Source organism: Pseudomonas sp. R45(2017) (assembly GCF_002112305.1).
GTDB classification, from domain to species: Bacteria; Pseudomonadota; Gammaproteobacteria; order Pseudomonadales; family Pseudomonadaceae; genus Aquipseudomonas; species Aquipseudomonas paraglycinae.
In genome coordinates, this window is record NZ_NEHH01000002.1 from 419,907 (window position 1) to 437,181 (window position 17,275).

The window sequence follows — 17,275 nt, forward strand, 5'->3', positions numbered from 1 at the left end:
CGAAGGTGCTTTTTTTGTGCGTGCCGCCAACGGAATCAACCCGCGAAGCTGGCCCGCGCTGCGTGCAGTTTCTTGTAGCTCTCGATCAGACGCAGATGGCGATCCAGCCCTTCCAGCTTCATGCTGGTCGGCGTCAGGCCGTAGAAGCGCACGCTGCCGTTGACCGAACCGATCGCCGCGTCCATGCGCTCGTCGCCGAACATGCGGCGGAAGTTGGCTTCGTAGTCTTCCAGCTCCAGATCCTCGTCCAGCTCCATTTCCAGCACCACGTTGACCGCTTGATAGAACAAGCCACGCTCGACGGTGTTGTCGTTGTATTGCAGGAACGCTTCGACCAGATCCTTGGCCTGCTCGTACTTCTGCAAGGCGAGGTAGATCTGCAAGCGCAGTTCAAGGATGGTCAACTTGCCCCATGGCGTGTTGTCGTCGAACTCGATGCCGATCAGCGTGGTGATGTCGGTGTAATCGTCCAGCTCGCTGTGTTCCAGGCCTTTGACCAGGTTGCGCAGACCGACTTTGCTGAGGTTGTGCAGGTTGAGGATGTCGGCACGGAATTGCAGCGCTTTGTTGGTGTTGTCCCAGATCAGGTCTTCTACCGGATAGATCTCCGAATAGTCCGGCACCAGAATGCGGCAAGCCTTGGCGCCGATGTGCTCGTAGACCGCCATGTAGACTTCCTTGCCCATGTCTTCAAGGATGCCGAACAGCGTCGCGGCCTCTTCGGCGTTGGAGTTTTCGCCGTTGCCGGAGAAATCCCACTCGACGAATTCGAAGTCGGCCTTGGCGCTGAAGAAACGCCACGACACCACACCACTGGAATCGATGAAGTGCTCGACGAAGTTGTTCGGTTCGGTCACGGCCTGGCCCGAGAAGGTCGGCTGCGGCAGATCGTTGAGGCCTTCAAAGCTGCGGCCCTGCAGCAACTCGGTAAGGCTGCGTTCCAGCGCCACTTCGAAGCTCGGGTGCGCGCCGAACGAGGCGAACACGCCGCCGGTGCGCGGGTTCATCAGCGTCACGCACATGACCGGGAACTCACCGCCCAGCGACGCGTCCTTGACCAGCACCGGGAAGCCCTGCTCTTCCAGCGCCTTGATTCCGGCGAGAATGCCCGGGTACTTCGCCAGCACCGCTTGCGGCACATCCGGCAGGGCCATTTCGCCTTCGAGGATTTCGCGTTTGACCGCCCGCTCGAAGATTTCCGACAGGCACTGCACCTGGGCTTCAGCCAGGGTGTTGCCGGCGCTCATGCCGTTGCTGAGAAACAGGTTTTCGATCAGGTTGGACGGGAAGTACACCACCTCGTTGTCCGACTGGCGCACGAACGGCAGCGAGCAGATGCCGCGCTGGGTGTTGCCGGAGTTGGTGTCGTACAGGTGCGAGCCGCGTAGTTCGCCGTCGCGGTTGTAAATGCCCAGGCAATATTCGTCGAGGATTTCCGCAGGCAACTCGTCTTTGGCGCCGGGCTTGAACCAGCGCTCGTCCGGGTAATGCACGAACTCGGCATTGGCGATCTCTTCGCCCCAGAACTGATCGTTGTAGAAGAAGTTGCAGTTCAGCCGCTCGATGAACTCGCCCAGCGCCGAGGCCAGCGCGCCCTCTTTGGTCGCGCCCTTGCCGTTGGTGAAGCACATCGGCGACTGCGCATCGCGGATGTGCAGCGACCAGACGTTGGGCACGATGTTGCGCCACGAAGCGATTTCGATCTTCATGCCCAGGTCGGCCAGAATCCCCGACATATTGGCGATGGTCTGTTCCAGCGGCAGGTCCTTGCCGGCAATGCAGGTGCCCGCGCCGGACGTGGACGCCGGCATCAGCAAGGCCTGGGCATCGGCGTCGAGGTTCTCGACTTCCTCGATCACGAACTCCGGCCCGGCCTGCACCACCTTCTTCACCGTGCAACGGTCGATCGAGCGCAGGATGCCCTGGCGATCCTTCTCGGAAATGTCCGCCGGCAGCTCGACCTGGATCTTGAAGATCTGGTTGTAGCGGTTTTCCGGATCGACAATGTTGTTCTGCGACAGACGAATGTTTTCGGTCGGGATATTGCGGGTGCTGCAGTACAACTTTACGAAGTAAGCCGCGCACAAGGCCGACGACGCCAGGAAATAGTCGAACGGACCCGGTGCAGAGCCATCGCCCTTGTAACGGATCGGTTGGTCGGCCACCACCGTGAAGTCATCGAACTTGGCTTCAAGTCGGAGGTTGTCGAGAAAATTGACCTTGATTTCCATGCGGGTTACCAGAATAGCGGGCTAAACAAATTGGCCGCCATTATCCGGCTTTTGAGCGTGAAGTCTTGTGCTTTTGCGCAACGGGGCCTGAGCGGTCAGACACCTTTGGCGAACTTCTGAACATCTCGAAGCTGAAGATGTTCTAGATTGAAGAAGTACCGGATCAAGGACGAGCAAATGGACATTTCCAGCCGTGCGACGTCGTTACCCACCCTGCAGGGTTCTGTCACCCGGCGCCTGGCCATTGCGGTGGGCGCGCTGTTTATTGCCGGCGTGATGGCGGCGACCACTGCGTTGCTCGGCATTGCCACTCAACTGGATGAGGATGACGTCAATGACGTGCGGTTCTATTCCGGCCGAGCGCTGGAAAACCGCATCACGGCATCGAAGAACTACATCACCAGTTACGCCTACTGGACGACAGCGTATGAACGTTTGAGCGGCACGGTCGACACGAACTGGGCGTATACCGAGCAGAACATGGGCAAGACCCTGTTTACCAGCGACGGCTATGACGGTCTGTTCGTGCTGGATCGGGAACGCACCAAATACGCCGTGGTTCGCGGGCAATTGCTCGATGCGCAACTGCCCCAGTTCCTGCAGCTTCCGGCGAACAGTCTGGTGGAGCAAGTGCAAAGTCAGCCCGACCTGACCAAGCCCGTCAGTAGTTATTCATTGTTCGAAGGCTGGCCGGCGCTGGTCACCGCGGCGGCGATCCTTCCCAACGATGAGCGCCCAGTGGGCGATCCCCAAAAGACTTCGGTACTGGTATTCGTCGACAAACTGACACCCACCAAGTTGCGCAAGATCGGCAGCGGGTATGGGCTGAACAATCTGTCGCTGGCACCGGACGACAGCATCGACCAGGGCCAGCCCCGCGTCCCGCTGGACAGCACCGGATACAGCCTCGTTGCGGATCTGGAGCGACCGGGCCTGCATCTGCTGTGGTCATTGTTGCCCACCCTCGGCTCCGCCTTGATTGTGTTGATGGCGCTGACGGCCTGGTTCTTTCGCCATGCATTGCGTTCCTCGCGCTATGTCGACAACAGTTTTGAAGCGATGCAGGCCTCGAATCAGGCACTGCTGGCGTCCAACCGCGCACTGGAAGCCAGCGAAGAGCGCTTCCGGGCGGTGGCCGAAGCCGCGTCCGACTGGATCTGGGAAGTGGATGAAGCGTTGTCCATCACCTATCTGTCGACCCGGTTCAGTGCGGTCACCGGCTATCCGCAGGCCCAATGGATCGGGAAACACATCGGGCACTTGCTTGTCTGCGACACCACGCCGCTGGATCTGTGGCTGAAAAAACTCGATCAGGAGAACAACGCCAGCGACCTGCGCTGCACCTACCGTGACCGCAAGGAACAACAGCGCCACTGCCGCCTCTCGGCCCGGCCCATCGTGGAAAGAGCGGCAGTCGTCGGCTATCGCGGCACGGCCAGCGACATCACCGATGAAGTCGCCGCCCATGCGCAGATCCAGCACCTGTCCTTGCATGACGCGCTGACGGGACTGCCCAACCGCAACAAACTGTCGCGCTATCTGGACGACGCTCTGCTGCTCAAGGAACACGCTCCGCCTGTGTCGCTGTTGATGATTGACCTGGACAATTTCAAGCCGATCAACGATTCGCTCGGCCACCCCGCCGGCGATGCTGTTTTGCAGGAGGTTGCCGGCCGACTGCGCGAATGCACGCGTGACCACGATATCGTCGCCCGTCTGGGCGGTGACGAGTTCGTCGTTGTGCTCTGCGGCATGGACACGCATCAGGAGATCGACAGGTTCTGCACACGCCTGATCGGCAGCCTGCATCAGCCCATCCTCTTCGAACAGCAACCGTTGCACATCGGCGCCAGTGTCGGCATCGCCCTGAGCCGGCGTCACGGGTACATCGCCAGCGAGCTGATCCGTTGCGCGGACATTGCGCTGTACCAGGCCAAATCCGAAGGCAAGAACACCTGGTGCTATTTCGAAGCGCACATGAGCGATCAGATCCAGACCCGTCGGCAGATGGAGGACGACCTTCGAAGGGCCCTGACGAACAATGAGTTCGTGCTGCACTATCAACCCCGATACAAAGTCGATGGCAAGCAGATCGTCTCGGTCGAGGCACTGGTGCGCTGGCAGCATCCTGCCAAAGGCTTGCTCGGGCCGGATTTGTTCATTCCGCTGGCCGAACAGACCGACCTGATTGTTCCCCTCGGTCGCTGGGTCCTGCGTGAGGCTTGTGAAACGGCACTGACCTGGCCGGCGGACATTCTCCTGTCGGTCAACCTGTCACCTGCGCAGTTTGCGATCAGCGATGTGGTCGAAGATGTACGCGAAGTGCTGGTCGGCACTCGCTTCCCGGCCAGCCGGCTGGAGCTGGAAATCACCGAGAACGTAATGCTCAACGACACGGACGGCGCGCTGACCACCATGACCGCGCTCAAGGAACTGGGGGTGCGCCTGAACATGGATGACTTCGGCACCGGTTATTCCTCCCTTGGCTATCTGCGGGCCTACCCGTTCGATGGCATCAAGATCGACAAACGCTTCATCGCGTCCATTAGCACCGGCGCCAATGATCGGGCGGTGGTACAGGCCATCATCGGACTGGGTAAAGCGATGGGGCTGACCGTGACCGCCGAAGGCGTCGAAACCGAGGAACAACTGGACATCCTGGGCAAGGATCAATGCAACGAAGTTCAGGGTTATTACATGAGTCGCCCGATCGACAAGGCGGCCTTCGCCAGTCTTCTGCAAACATCAAGAGTCGCTGTTGTCGATCCTTCCAGACAGCGAAAAGGCCGGGTGACCTGAGGACGCTGACTCAGCACATCCGCTCAATCGCGGCGCGACTGTTTGCTTCAGTATCCGGCGACTTCCATCACGGCCGGTCACTGACACATGAAAGGTTTCATGCAACCGCGTTTCGCCCTGGCACTGTTGTATTGCGCAATGACCGACTCGGCATTTGCCAGCGGATTTCTCGACGACGCCAAAACCGAAGTGCTCAGCCGCAACTTCTACCTGAGCAACGACTATCGCTCGCCCTCTCCGTCCGGGAAAAACTACAAACAGGAATGGGCTCAAGGGTTTATCGGCACTTTCGCATCCGGTTTCACGGATGGAACCATCGGCTTTGGCCTCGATGCTCATGCCTTTTATGGTTTGAAACTCGATGGCGGCAAAGGGCATTCCGGCACGGGACTGTTGCCGGTGGACAGTGATGGCCGTAGCGAAAGCGAATACTCCAGCGCGGGTGGTGCGCTGAAGCTCAAGGCCTCGAAAACCACCCTCGCCTTCGGTGAAATGACCGTGGAAACGCCGGTATTCGACACTTCGGACAAACGCCTGCAACCGGAATACGCCACGGGGTTTCTGCTCGACAGCCGCGAGATCGATAACGCGCGTCTTGTCGCCGGGCGTTTCACGGCGTTCAAGAATCAGGACAGCTCTTCCGGCAGAGGCGATTTTCAGGGCTATGGCGCCAGCACCCGGGGCGAAAGCATCAGTTTTGTCGGCACCGACCTGTTCAGCGACAGCCCGGTGGGCGGCGCGCTGTATGCGTCCGACCTGAGCGACACCTGGCGCCAGTACTACGCCAACCTGCATTTCAAACGGTCCGGTCTGTTGCTTGACGCCAACGTCTACCACACCCGCGACACCGGACAGGCGTTGGCCGGCGACATCGACAACACCGCGTTCAGCCTCTCGGGCAAATACACCTTTGGCGCGCATGCGGTGATGCTCGGCTGGCAACGCATCAATGGCGACACGCCGTTCGATTTTGTCGGCGGCGACTCAATCTACCTGGCCAACTCGATCAAATACGCCGACTTCAACGGCGCCCACGAGCGCTCCTGGCAAGCGCGCTACGACCTGGATCTCGGCGCCTTCGGCATTCCCGGGCTAAATTTCATGACCCGCTACGTCGCCGGCAGCCACATCGACGGCACCCACGCGCCCAAGGGCGGCGCCTATAACCCGTTCGACGCGGACAGCGGGCAATACCAGCCGCAGCAAGGGGACGGCGGCAAACATTGGGAACGCGACATCGATCTGCGCTACATCGTCCAGTCAGGTGCGGCCAAGGATCTGTCGGTGCAGCTGTCCCACGTTTCGCACCGGGCCAACAGCGCTCAGGCGGGTGATGACATTGACCGGATCTACGTGGTGATCCAGTACCCGCTGGGGTTTTGATTGGTCGCTGCAACGTGCAATAGTCCAGACGTTTACAGCGACATCATTACAAATGGACCCATTTCGCAAGGCCCGTCCGAGCAGCAAAAAAGCACTTGAGGCGCTTTATTACGAGTGGGTTGAAAGCCAGCTCCGGACGCCGCCTCAGTGCTAGTAAATCCAATGCTGTAATTTTTCACCAGCGTCTCCAGAGTCATACTCATACCCGAGTTTTAGCAGCGCAAGCCGATGGTCCTCAACTTCTTGCAGGTCTGCATCTGTACAACCGATTTCTTTGAACATATTTTGAATTGAATCACAGGTTGAAAAGTGCACTGGTGGATTACACCTGAAATCTGCCATGAAATTATGCAGCTCGGAATTTGCTATCTTTGTCCGAAGCTCAAAAATATCAACATCTTCAAACTTGGAAAATACTTCAGTTAGTTTTTTGTTTGTGTGGAATGCAGAGTTCATTAGACATATATCATCATGAAAAAACTTAAATAACCTTTCCTCGTATTTTTTCCCAACCCATCTCGGCACCTCAAAGAGATTGTCAAGTACTCGTTGTGCGTGAGATGCCATTATCAAAAACCATCCATCCAATAGCTCATTAGGCGCATGGTCCAACAGAATTCCCCATGCGCCTGGCATAAATCCACCATTCGTTTTAATTTTGTGCTCGAGTAATCTTTCAAAAATTTCCTGCGGATGGTTATCGGCTAGTTTTGCGACAAAGTCTGATATCCTAGTGTCATTTGACGCTAAGGTGATGTGTTCCCAAGCCTTCCTGAATAGATTGTGCTCTGGTTTTAGAGCAATAGATTCAATGATAGGCTCCCAGATCTCACTTCCTTGGTGGTGTAATCCGAGATGCCACAAAATCCCCGGATTTCCCATATAAATTTTCAATGCGTATTCTAGTGTTTTTGAATCAAAATTCTGCAGACTTCCAACAAGCGACATTTCTTTTGAGTGTGACATCAGATCAATCACATCTTGAGGCACTAAATTCCGCGTCACCGCCGCCGCGTGTAACCAGTACTGATCGTATCTACTCTCACCAAGATGGGTTAGCACCATTTGTTGGTCTGCTGTCGTAAGCAGGTCCCAGTTGTTTATAAGCTCTACGACAACTCTTATTTGAGCACCAGTACCATTTATTTTGAAAAGGCGCTCTAGTCTTGAAACGCGCGATTTAGGGGTCGTGATCGTACCTCTTATTAGCAACTCGGTGACAGCCATCGCGTAATCGCTTGGAATCACTCTTAGCGCTTCTCTTTCAAGCAGTCCAATCCAGCTATCAATGATACCTATAAAGTCAACTAAAGGAATGTGATCCAAGCTTTTTTCGACAGCCCCATACAGTCGAGCATCATTCAGGTTCGCACCTTCTGGCAATGTAGCCAGAAGGTTTGGAAGCAGACCGCCGAATAGATCCCAATGTAACTCGCGACCACGCGCTTGATGATCCATCTTCAACATGATTGCTATCATTGTCGAAGCGGACGCAGGGAGAGAAGCATACTTTCTCAACCCATCTAATAAATCGTCTTTCCGAACTTTATCGCATTTCTGCCAGGCACGTAGCACGCCTTCCAAAACTTCTTGAGCCACTGCAGGATGCTGATCAGAAAAAATCCTCCCCAATACTTCCTTGTCGTTATCCCGTACCTGATTGATCCATATCTTCGCAGCCTTTGCCCTAAGACTTCCCAAGTCATAGCCAAGAAATCTCAGTAAAACGGGTTTAGATAGTCTATTTGGGTGAGACTCTAAATAACAGACTGTCTTCCAGGCATCTTCCGCGCTGACAGTTGAGCTTGAGCCTACACTGAAAGCCGTGAAAAAATTTTCGATTTCTTCCCACTCGTAAGACTCGAAAAATCTTCCTTCTATTGTGTTGTTATCGCCCGCCGGCAAAGTTGCCTGGCCTCTTTCCCATAATACGTGAGACAAACTAAGAAATGAAACTTTGCTTACCCACTTTTTAAAGTCGGATCTTTTGCCTTCAGAAATATCCTCTATCGTATTTAGAAGGAATGAAAAGCAGGCATCTTTTGTGATGAGGTACCTGGAATCAAGCCCATCTATCGCCAAATCAATCAAGAGTTCCCTTCGATCAGGCGTTATGAGTACTTGGTAAATCCATCTCATTGCTACCGCTGCCGCTCTCGACGACTCGAACGATAAAGAAAACAAACTCCTTTCTGTTTGCGTTAATAATCTTTTAGCACTGGACGAAGTCGAACCGTTAGCAGATTGTTCGGCAGCCGAACGATAAAACTGATGTGAAAAATTGAATCGGTCAACGCCAGTTTCTACGATTATTCGACGACGCTCCAAAATCTCAAGTAGATCTTTGTTTTCAGAAGACAAACTTAAGTCATGATAATTTTCTGTTTCTCTTTCTGGCAACTCCCGCTGAGCTCCAAAACTAAGAGATACACCAAGATAACTCGCTACCGCGTACCGGTTTTCGGTTCCGTCTCCACCTAGTACATAGGTTAAATCCTGTAGTGAACAGGCATCGTCGTGTGATGTTGCTATAGCGAGCGCTTGCAATATAGGTCCGAGCCCTTCGGAAAGAAGTGCGAACGCCAAAGATTGTGAGTCCTCTCGTGCGAGCCTTATAGCCTCATCAATATCCGAGGGATCAAAAAGTCTGTAATGTGAGGCTGCCAAGTGCATCAAACATCCTGGCTCAATGTGTAGTGTACCATCCAGCAGAGATGCCAAAATATTATCGAATAGCGGATTCGGAATGGAAAACTGATGATGGAAAACCCGCCAGACCTCTGCTAAAAAATCGCAGTCATAAAGTCCTAAATCATGCCACACAAAAGTACCCAGCTTTGTGTTTTCAAGCCTAGCCGCCCCAGTGACTTGTAGCAATCTATCTTGTACTTGGGAAACAACCAGCTTTCTGGAGGGCGATAGCTGACGTGAAAGTTGCTGGATTTTAGAGAGTGTGCGGACGGGGTCATTGGTCAGGAGTACACCGCCCAAGGGATCGTCTAAAACTGCGAGACGCTCTCCAGGTGTTGTGTCCAACAAAAAACGTTCGATTTCTTCAAGATTGCTACTAAGCTTTAATTGATACCCTAACTCTTCAAACTCAGCGGCTACCCATCGGCCGGCGTTTGTCTTTCCGACTCTGGGCGAGCCAGACAACAGCAAAATGTTATTTTCCGATAGTTCACTCTTCCACGACTCTTCATTCCCTCGAAAAATATAATTTTGAGGACGAGTAATTTCCGGAAGGTTTTTATTCAGCTCGGCAAAAAGTGCAGGATAACAATCTCCCTTGTTGTCCTTGGCATTTTTAATTATTGCAGTTAGTCTATTGATAAGGATTTCGAATCTATCAGCGGGGACTCGGAGCTTGCGCAGTCTATTTTCGCAAGAATCCCGTAACCCATCATTCAAAACGTTCTCAAGTATTATAAGGCGAGCCAAATCGTTCCTGACTTTATCTATTTTTGCATTTTTCACGAATTTTTTTAGATGCTGCCCCCTTTCTTTGTCAAGACTTGACTCACTTGACTCGAGTAATTCTGCGTGATTCTTCAATTCACTTAAAAGGTCTCTAGCGACCTCTCTGGAAAGCTTTTTTACGTGAGGATCCCAAGATGCCATAGCCCCTTTGCAAAACTTAGAAACATTATCATTGCAGCGTGCGGAAGCGACGAATACAACCGACACATCCTGTTTGGCGCACAATCGCTCAATTAACATGTTACTGGATTTTCTTTCTTCAAAATGCGCCAGCCATGTTGCTAATTCGGTGAGCGTTAGATCCGCTTGGCTTCCCTTAACTTGCACCTCGATAACTTCTTTGCCGCTTAAAAAAGGCAATATGACCTTGGCATCTTCACTCGCCTCAGGCTCTATATATAGTTCGGCTTTTTCGAAGTTGTAGTATCGTAAAAAAATATCAACGCAAACCAAATCTTGAAAATCGTATTTTTTTGGCCCTACGGTTGCAATTGACATATTTCTCCCTGAAAGCCAAGCAAGAAAATTATTTTCTTGGCATCGCTAAAAAATAAAATTGTTTATATTCGATTTATTAAATTAAAAATTCATTTACGTATTGTGAGTTAACGGTACGCATTTACCCCGAAGGGAAGTCGATGACAATGGCGATCATTATGCCATCATCAAGACAAGGATCAGCGCCAAAATTGACCACAAAATGGCGGAAGGCAGCCGGAGTCGAACCTGCCCGGGAACGGATGCCGTCCCCAACCGGGTTTGAAGCCCGGCCGCGCCACCGGGCGCGATTGCCTTCCTTGAACTCAGTCCGCGCCGGGGTTGGCCAGCGCACTGTCGGAGCGGATTTGCCGGCCTTCGCCGACGCGCCGGGTCAGGCCCAGCCGATCGAAGTATTCGAGGATCTGAATACTGCGCTTGCGTCCCAAGCCTAGCGCATCGCGGAAGGCCGTGACTTCGATCTGCGGATTTTCTTCGGCCAGGCGCAGCAGCACCGCCGCCATTTGCCGCAGCGTGATGTCGGTGACAAACAGGTCGCGCACCACTTGATGCATCACGCCAAGGCGCGCCAGTTTGCGCAGCAGCAAACGCACGATCGCGTCTTCCTTGTCGACGAATTTCGCCACGTCGCGTACCCACGGCGGATCGAAACCAGCCTGCTCGAACAATGGCTGCAGCGCCTGCCACAGGGTTTCGTCGTCGGCGTTCAGGCGCACTTGATGGTCGGGCAAATGCAGCCACGGGCCGCTGGCGGCCAGTGAACCGGCGCCGAGCAGTTCTTCCAGCAGGCTGATAAAGGTCGCGCGTTCGAGGCTCAAACCGCTGAAACGCCGCAGACGGTCACGATCCGGGCCCATCTGATCGGGTTCCAGCTCATGAAAGCGCGCCAGTTGTTCCAGCAAGTTGAACTTGAGCATCCCCCAGCGCTGCGCATTGAACAGCACCGGCCCCTGACGGGTTTCGATCAGGCGGACGTTGTCCGGCAGCGTCCAGCCGTCACGCGGACGATTGAACTGACGTTCCAGACGCTGCGGATCGAGGCCGCTTGCGCTGTATTCCAGTAGCGTCGGCAACGCCTGTTCCAGCTCGGAGCTGATCGCCAGCACACGCAGTTGCGCCAGCCGTTCCGGACTGCGGCGCTGACGGGCCGGGGCGAAGGGATCGAGCACACGCCCGCCGCCGAGCGTTCGCTGGGCGCTGGCATCACGCAGGATCAGCGGATCGCCGTGGACGCCATGCACCGGAGCGTTCGTCAGCAGTTGCGCAAACATGCGCTCGCCGGGCGCCAGGCTTGAACCCTCCAGCAAGGCGACCCGCGCGATCACGTCCTGAGTGCCCAGATGCAGGTGCACCGGCTGGAAATGCTCGAAAACCCGCTCGCCCGGCAACAACCGGAATTCGATATCCAGCCGCTGGGTCGGCGCGTGCAGCCATTCGGCGAGCAACCATTGGCCGCGATGGATCTGCCCGAGTTCCAGACGATCCGCGCTGATGTTCAGGGCCACGCGCTGGCCGGCGAAGGCTTGTTCGGCGGCGTGATTCTGCGCGTGCAGGCCCCTGACCCGCACGGTTTTGCCCGCCGGGCCGAGGCTGAGTTTGTCACCCACGACGACCGAGCCCGAAAGCGCCGTCCCCGTCACCACGATCCCGGCGCCGGCGACACTGAACGCCCGGTCGATGGCCAGGCGAAAACCGCCTTCGCGACTGCGCTCCTCGCCTTCTATCTGCAGCAATGTCTGGCGCAGCGCATCGACGCCCTCGCCCGTCACGCTGGAAACCGTCAGCAACGGTGCTTCGGCATAGGGCCCGGGTGCCAGCAGGCTTTCAACCTGTCGGCGAACCTCTTCCACCCTGCCCGCCTCGACCCGATCACACTTGGTGATCGCCACCAGCGCCCGTGGAATGCCCAGCAGCTCGACAATCGCCAGATGCTCGCGGGTCTGCGGCATCACGCCGTCATCCGCCGCCAACACCAGCAATACCAGATCGATGCCCTGCGCGCCTGCGAGCATGTTGTGGGTGAATTTCTCGTGGCCCGGCACGTCGATGAAACCGGTCAGCCCGGCGCCGGGCGCCAGTTCTGCGTACACATAACCGAGGTCGATGGTCATCCCGCGCTCGCGTTCCTGCGGGCGGCGGTCGCCGGTTTGCCCGGTCAGCGCTTGCAGCAGTGACGTCTTGCCGTGGTCGATGTGCCCTGCCGTGCCGACGATCACGTTTGCAACTGCCCGAGTTGCGCCTGCCACGCCGGTTCATCGTCGAGTTGCCGCAGATCCAGCCACAACGCGTCGTCATCGATCCGCCCGAGCACCGGGATCGGCAAGGCGCGCAGCGCGGCTTCCAGATTCAGCAGGCAACGGCCGCGCAGGCGTTTCGATACTTGCGGGCGCAGGCACAGCGCTGCGCTTGGCAGGCGCGCCACCGGTTGGCTGCCGCTGCCGATCATGCCCAGCGCGGGCTCCGCCGTGACGGTCCAGCCCTCGCCCAGCAGTTCGGCCAAGGCCGGTTGCAGGCGTTCGGCTTGGGCCAGAATGTCGGCTTGTGGGCGGGTCAGCAGACGCAGGCTCGGCAAGCGTTCGGCCAGCCGATCCGGGTCGCGATAGAGCCCGAGCACCGCTTCGAGTGCGGCCAGCGTCAGTTTGTCGACCCGCAACGCGCGTTTCAGCGGGTTCTTCTTGATCTTCGCGATCAAGTCCTTGCGCCCGACAATGACCCCGGCCTGCGGCCCGCCCAGCAATTTGTCGCCGCTGAAGGTGACGATGTCGGCGCCATCGAGCAGCGCCTGACGTACCGTCGGCTCCGACGGCAGGCCCCAGCGAGTCAGATCCAGCAGGCTGCCGCTGCCGAGGTCTTCGAGCAGCGGCAGGCCATGTCGGTGGGCCAACGCCGCCAGTTCGGCGGTCGGCACCCGGGCGGTGAAACCTTCGATGCTGTAGTTGCTCGCGTGCACGCGCATGATCAGGCCGCTGCGCGGGCCGATCGCCGCTTCGTAGTCGCGGGCATGGGTACGATTGGTGGTGCCGACCTCGTGCAGGCGCACGCCAGCACGGCTCATGATGTCGGGGATGCGGAACGCGCCGCCGATCTCGATCAGCTCGCCCCGGGAAATGATGCCTTCCTTGCGCGCGCCGAGGCTGTTGAGGGTCAGCAGCACGGCGGCGGCATTGTTGTTGACCACGGTCACGGCTTCGGCGCCGGTCAGTTCGCGGATCAGGCCTTCGATCAGGTCGTCGCGGTCACCACGCTTGCCGCTGGCCAGGTCGAATTCCAGGTTCAAGGGATAGCGCGCCGCCAGTTGCGCGGCGTCGATGGCTTCTTCGGGCAGCAAGGCGCGGCCGAGGTTGGTGTGCAGCACGGTGCCGGTCAGGTTGAACACCCGGCGGACCTGGCTGCGCTGCTGCAGCGCCAGACGTTCGGCGACCCTTCCGGCCAGCGCTTCAGGGCTGATTTCAACGGCGGTCAGTTGCCCCGCCACCACGGCTTCGCGCAAGTCATCCAGTAACTGGCGAAACCCCGTCAACAGCGCCTCGCGCCCGTAACGCTCGGCCAAGGGCTGGCACGCGGGGTGGCGTAACAGGCTGTCAATCGACGGTAACCGCAGGGCAACACTTACGGACATCAGGCACTCCCGAAATCGAAATACGCCTGATGATGTTAGACCACCCTGCTTCTAGCGCAGCGCGGCTCGCTGAACCGGCACATAGGTTTGACTCAGGTCCGTCGCCCAGCCATCGAGTACGGCTTTCACGTTATCGGGCGTCATGACCTGTTTGTCGTTTTCCAGCGGCACGCCCTTGCCCTTGCGCACCACCTCGGCCACAACCTCCCCGGTCGAACCGTCCTCGAAGGACACTTCCGTGGCGATCTCACTGTCCCGGTCACGAATGCCGGTGGCGCTGCTCACCCCGGCCGCGACCAGTGTCACCGGCAGCCATTCATAAAAGCGCAGACCCTGAGTACTGGCGGCGACCTGGGTGATGGCCGGTTTGACGATCAGCGTGTCCGGGCCGGGCTTCGACGCCAGCGGCAGCACCTTGCCCAGCTCCAGCCTGAGGGCTGCGTCGTAATAATGGGTTACGCCCGACAAAGTACTTTGGGGAATGCGCTGAGAAGGCTCGAGCCATGGATAGAACTGGCTCGGCGCCAGGTAAACCTGGGTGTAACGCCCCCTCATCAGTGTCGGGCTGACCCAGCTCAGAATCTTGTGCCCCGAAGCGGTCTGCCCTTCCTTGAGCACGCTGTAATCCCGCAGAAACCCGGCCTGCGGCTCGGCCGGAAGCTTTTTGCTGCTGCACGCCGACAGGCTGAGGGTGGCGGCAAACAGCACGGCCAGTGAGCGATGGTTACTCATCGAGGGTGTTTCCTTTTTCAGGCGTGGACGTGGTTGTGCGGGGTGTTGTCGGAGCACTCGATGCGCAACTGGCCGTGGGTCATGATCCATTGGATGAATTCGGCGGTAGGAATCGTGTGCAGGTATTCGACCCAATGGGCCTCGGTCGGGCTGAACCGTTCGAAATAGCGGCGCAGGATCAACTGACTCTGATCGTTCGTCAGCCCCAGGCACGTCTCCTGGAACAGGATCGGCGTGTCGGGACCCGGTGCGGTGGTGCGCTGGGTCAGGATCAACGGACGCACGGCGCCATGGTCCCGGGTGATGTAGCCGCTGTTCATGTCCTTCATGTTGAGCCCCCTTGGTTGGAAAGCGTGCAGAGTGCCTGCGGATGTTTGCCCGACGATGTCCGGCTGATGTCCGCGCTGAAGGAATGTTGCAGGATTGAAATATATGACCGGCGCATCGAAATGGTTTTAGATGCGCTTCTTTTGGGTTCATGGATTGCGCAAACGTGAGCAGATTGCTGATCGTCGATGACGACGGGGAAATTCTGTCCTTGCTGAAGAAGTTCTTCGTTCAGCACGGCTATCAGGTCGATGTCGCCGCCCATGGCGAGGCCATGTGGGCGGCCATTGCGCAGGCACGGCCGGACACGATCATCCTCGACCTGATGCTCCCCGGTGAGGGTGGCCTGAGCCTGTGCCAGAAAGTCCGGGCGCAGATGGGCATCCCGATCATCATGCTCACGGCCATGGCCGAGCTGAGCGACCGGATCGTCGGCCTGGAATTGGGCGCCGACGACTACCTGACCAAGCCCTTCGCCCCGCAGGAGTTGCTGGCCCGGGTGCGCGCGCTGCAACGCCGGGTCGGTGAGCACACGCCGTCCGGCGCCGAGCCTTCACGCCCGGTCATGGCCTTCGCCGGTTGGCATCTGGACATCACCTGCCGCGAACTGCGCTCGCCCGAAGGCGTGATGATTCCGATGTCCGCCGGCGAATTCGACCTGTTGCTGGTGTTGCTCGAACATCCGCAACGCATCCTGACCCGCGAACAACTGATCGACCTGACCCACGGCCAGGGCCACGACGCCTATGACCGCAGCATCGACGTGCAGATCAGTCGGCTGCGGCGCAAGATCGAACCGGACAGCAAACGCCCGGACCTGATTCGTACCGTGCGCAACGGCGGCTACATGTTCACCGCCAAGGTCAGCCGCTCATGATCGGCCGGATGCTGCGGCGCGACACCCTCAGCCGGCGGATTGCCCTGACAATCGTCGCGGCCATGCTCGCGTCGCTGCTGCTCAATGCGCTGTTCGTTCAGGTCGCGGGGATCTGGGCCCGGCCGCCGATCGAGCGCACCGGGCTGCTGGAGCAGATCGCCGCCACCACCCGAGTGGTCGAGGCCGCGCCGGCAAACTTGCGCCCGCAACTGGCCAGTGCCGCCAGCAGCCCGATACTTGAGGTGTTGTGGAAACCCCGTCGAGCCGACTTCGGTCTGCCGGGGGACGGCGAACAGGTCGAAGCCGGAAAAGTGCCGGCGCTGCGGCAATTGCTTGGCGATAACCGACAGATCGATGTGTTCAACCCCGATGACTGGCCTGCCGGCAGCCCTCGCGCGCATTACATGGCGCTGGTGCGGCTGGCGGATGACAGCTGGCTGTCGTTCACGCCGCCGGAGCGCAGTTGGGGCTTGAGCCTGAACGTGCGGATTGCTGTGATCGTTGCCCTGGGGCTGGTCGCCACCCTGCTGGTCGCCTGGCTCGCCACGCGGCAACTGGCCCAGCCGTTGCAGCGCTTTGCCCATGCGGCGCGGCGTTTTGGCGGGGATCTGAAAGCGCCGCCGATCCACCTCGAAGGCCCCCATGAAATCCGTCAGGCCATCGTCGCCTTCAACACGATGCAGGCGCAGATCCAGCATTTCATCGGCGAACGCACGCACATGCTCGCCGCGATCTCCCACGATTTGCGCGCCCCGCTGACCCGGATGCGCCTGCGCAGCGAGTTCATGGAAGACCTCGACCATCAGGGCAAGCTGATCCGCGACATCGAGGAAATGCAATCGATGATCAACGCCGCCCTGGCGTTCTTCCGGGAAGACACCCATCTGGAGCAATCCACCGCGTTCGATCTGTCGGAGTTGCTGCAAACCATCGTCGATGACTACCGCGATCAGCACATCGACATCGACTTCAGCGGCCCGGCGCATGTGGTGTACGACGGCCGGCCGCTGGGCATCAAACGGGTCATCGTCAATCTGCTGGATAACGCCGTGAAATACGGACAACGCCCAAGCGTGGCGTTGAGCAGCGATGACACGTCGATCCGCATCGAGGTCATTGACGAAGGGCCGGGGATTCCCGAGGACGCGCTGGAGCGGGTGTTCGATCCGTTTTTCCGTCTCGAAACCTCGCGCAACCGCGACACTGGCGGGGTCGGGCTCGGTCTTTCGGCGGCCCGGGGAATCATTCGTGAACAGGGTGGCGAGTTGAGCCTGCGCAATCGCCGCAGTGGCGGCTTGCGCGCACGGGTTGAATTGCCGCATCGCTGAG

General features: G+C 57.8%; 10 protein-coding genes and 1 tRNA gene. 4 read left to right on the top strand and 7 right to left on the bottom strand.

Translation table 11 applies throughout. The features are described from left to right. Positions 1–35 precede the first annotated feature (35 nt). The gene (locus tag CAF74_RS06175) at positions 36–2,231 is read right to left on the bottom strand and encodes an OsmC domain/YcaO domain-containing protein (RefSeq protein WP_085745693.1); all 2,196 of its coding nucleotides are present in this window, start codon (positions 2,229–2,231) and stop codon (positions 36–38) included. Between the two features lie 177 nt (positions 2,232–2,408). On the opposite strand from CAF74_RS06175, the gene CAF74_RS06180 reads away from it, so the two are divergent. Beyond that, positions 2,409–5,030, top strand: coding sequence for an EAL domain-containing protein (locus CAF74_RS06180; RefSeq protein WP_085745694.1), 2,622 nt, complete (start codon positions 2,409–2,411; stop codon positions 5,028–5,030). A 99-nt stretch (positions 5,031–5,129) separates the two neighbouring features. Next, positions 5,130–6,413, top strand: a complete 1,284-nt coding sequence (locus CAF74_RS06185) for an OprD family porin (RefSeq protein ID WP_256578351.1) — start codon at positions 5,130–5,132, stop codon at positions 6,411–6,413. A gap of 150 nt (positions 6,414–6,563) precedes the next feature. Here CAF74_RS06185 and CAF74_RS28930 read toward each other — a convergent pair whose 3' ends face one another. The 6 genes from CAF74_RS28930 to CAF74_RS06215 all read right to left on the bottom strand — a co-directional run bounded on the left by CAF74_RS28930 (position 6,564) and on the right by CAF74_RS06215 (position 15,071). Beyond that, a complete protein-coding gene (locus CAF74_RS28930) occupies positions 6,564–10,391 on the bottom strand; it encodes a hypothetical protein (protein WP_139832890.1) in 3,828 nt (1,275 codons plus the stop codon). A 203-nt stretch (positions 10,392–10,594) separates the two neighbouring features. Continuing rightward, positions 10,595–10,690, bottom strand: a tRNA-Sec gene (locus CAF74_RS06195). Positions 10,691–10,696: 6 nt separating this feature from the next. Then, on the bottom strand, positions 10,697–12,607 hold the full coding sequence (gene selB, locus CAF74_RS06200; RefSeq protein ID WP_085745697.1) for a selenocysteine-specific translation elongation factor: 1,911 nt from the start codon (positions 12,605–12,607) through the stop codon (positions 10,697–10,699). Next, entirely contained in the window at positions 12,604–14,010 is a 1,407-nt protein-coding gene (gene selA, locus CAF74_RS06205; RefSeq protein WP_085745698.1) for an L-seryl-tRNA(Sec) selenium transferase, read from the bottom strand. Before selA ends, selB begins: the two co-directional genes overlap by 4 nt. Positions 14,011–14,061: 51 nt before the next feature. Beyond that, on the bottom strand, positions 14,062–14,742 hold the full coding sequence (locus tag CAF74_RS06210) for a DUF3313 domain-containing protein (protein ID WP_085745699.1): 681 nt from the start codon (positions 14,740–14,742) through the stop codon (positions 14,062–14,064). A gap of 17 nt (positions 14,743–14,759) precedes the next feature. Further along, entirely contained in the window at positions 14,760–15,071 is a 312-nt protein-coding gene (locus tag CAF74_RS06215) for a hypothetical protein (RefSeq protein WP_085745700.1), read from the bottom strand. 149 nt (positions 15,072–15,220) lie between these two features. Here CAF74_RS06215 and CAF74_RS06220 point away from each other — a divergent pair, with 149 nt between their 5' ends. Together CAF74_RS06220 and CAF74_RS06225 are read left to right on the top strand one after the other, a co-directional pair. After that, entirely contained in the window at positions 15,221–15,946 is a 726-nt protein-coding gene (locus CAF74_RS06220) for a response regulator (RefSeq protein WP_085745701.1), read from the top strand. Continuing rightward, complete coding sequence (locus CAF74_RS06225; RefSeq protein WP_085745702.1) at positions 15,943–17,274, top strand: ATP-binding protein; 1,332 nt, start codon at positions 15,943–15,945, stop codon at positions 17,272–17,274. The genes CAF74_RS06220 and CAF74_RS06225 overlap by 4 nt, the downstream gene beginning before the upstream one ends. Position 17,275 lies beyond the last annotated feature (1 nt).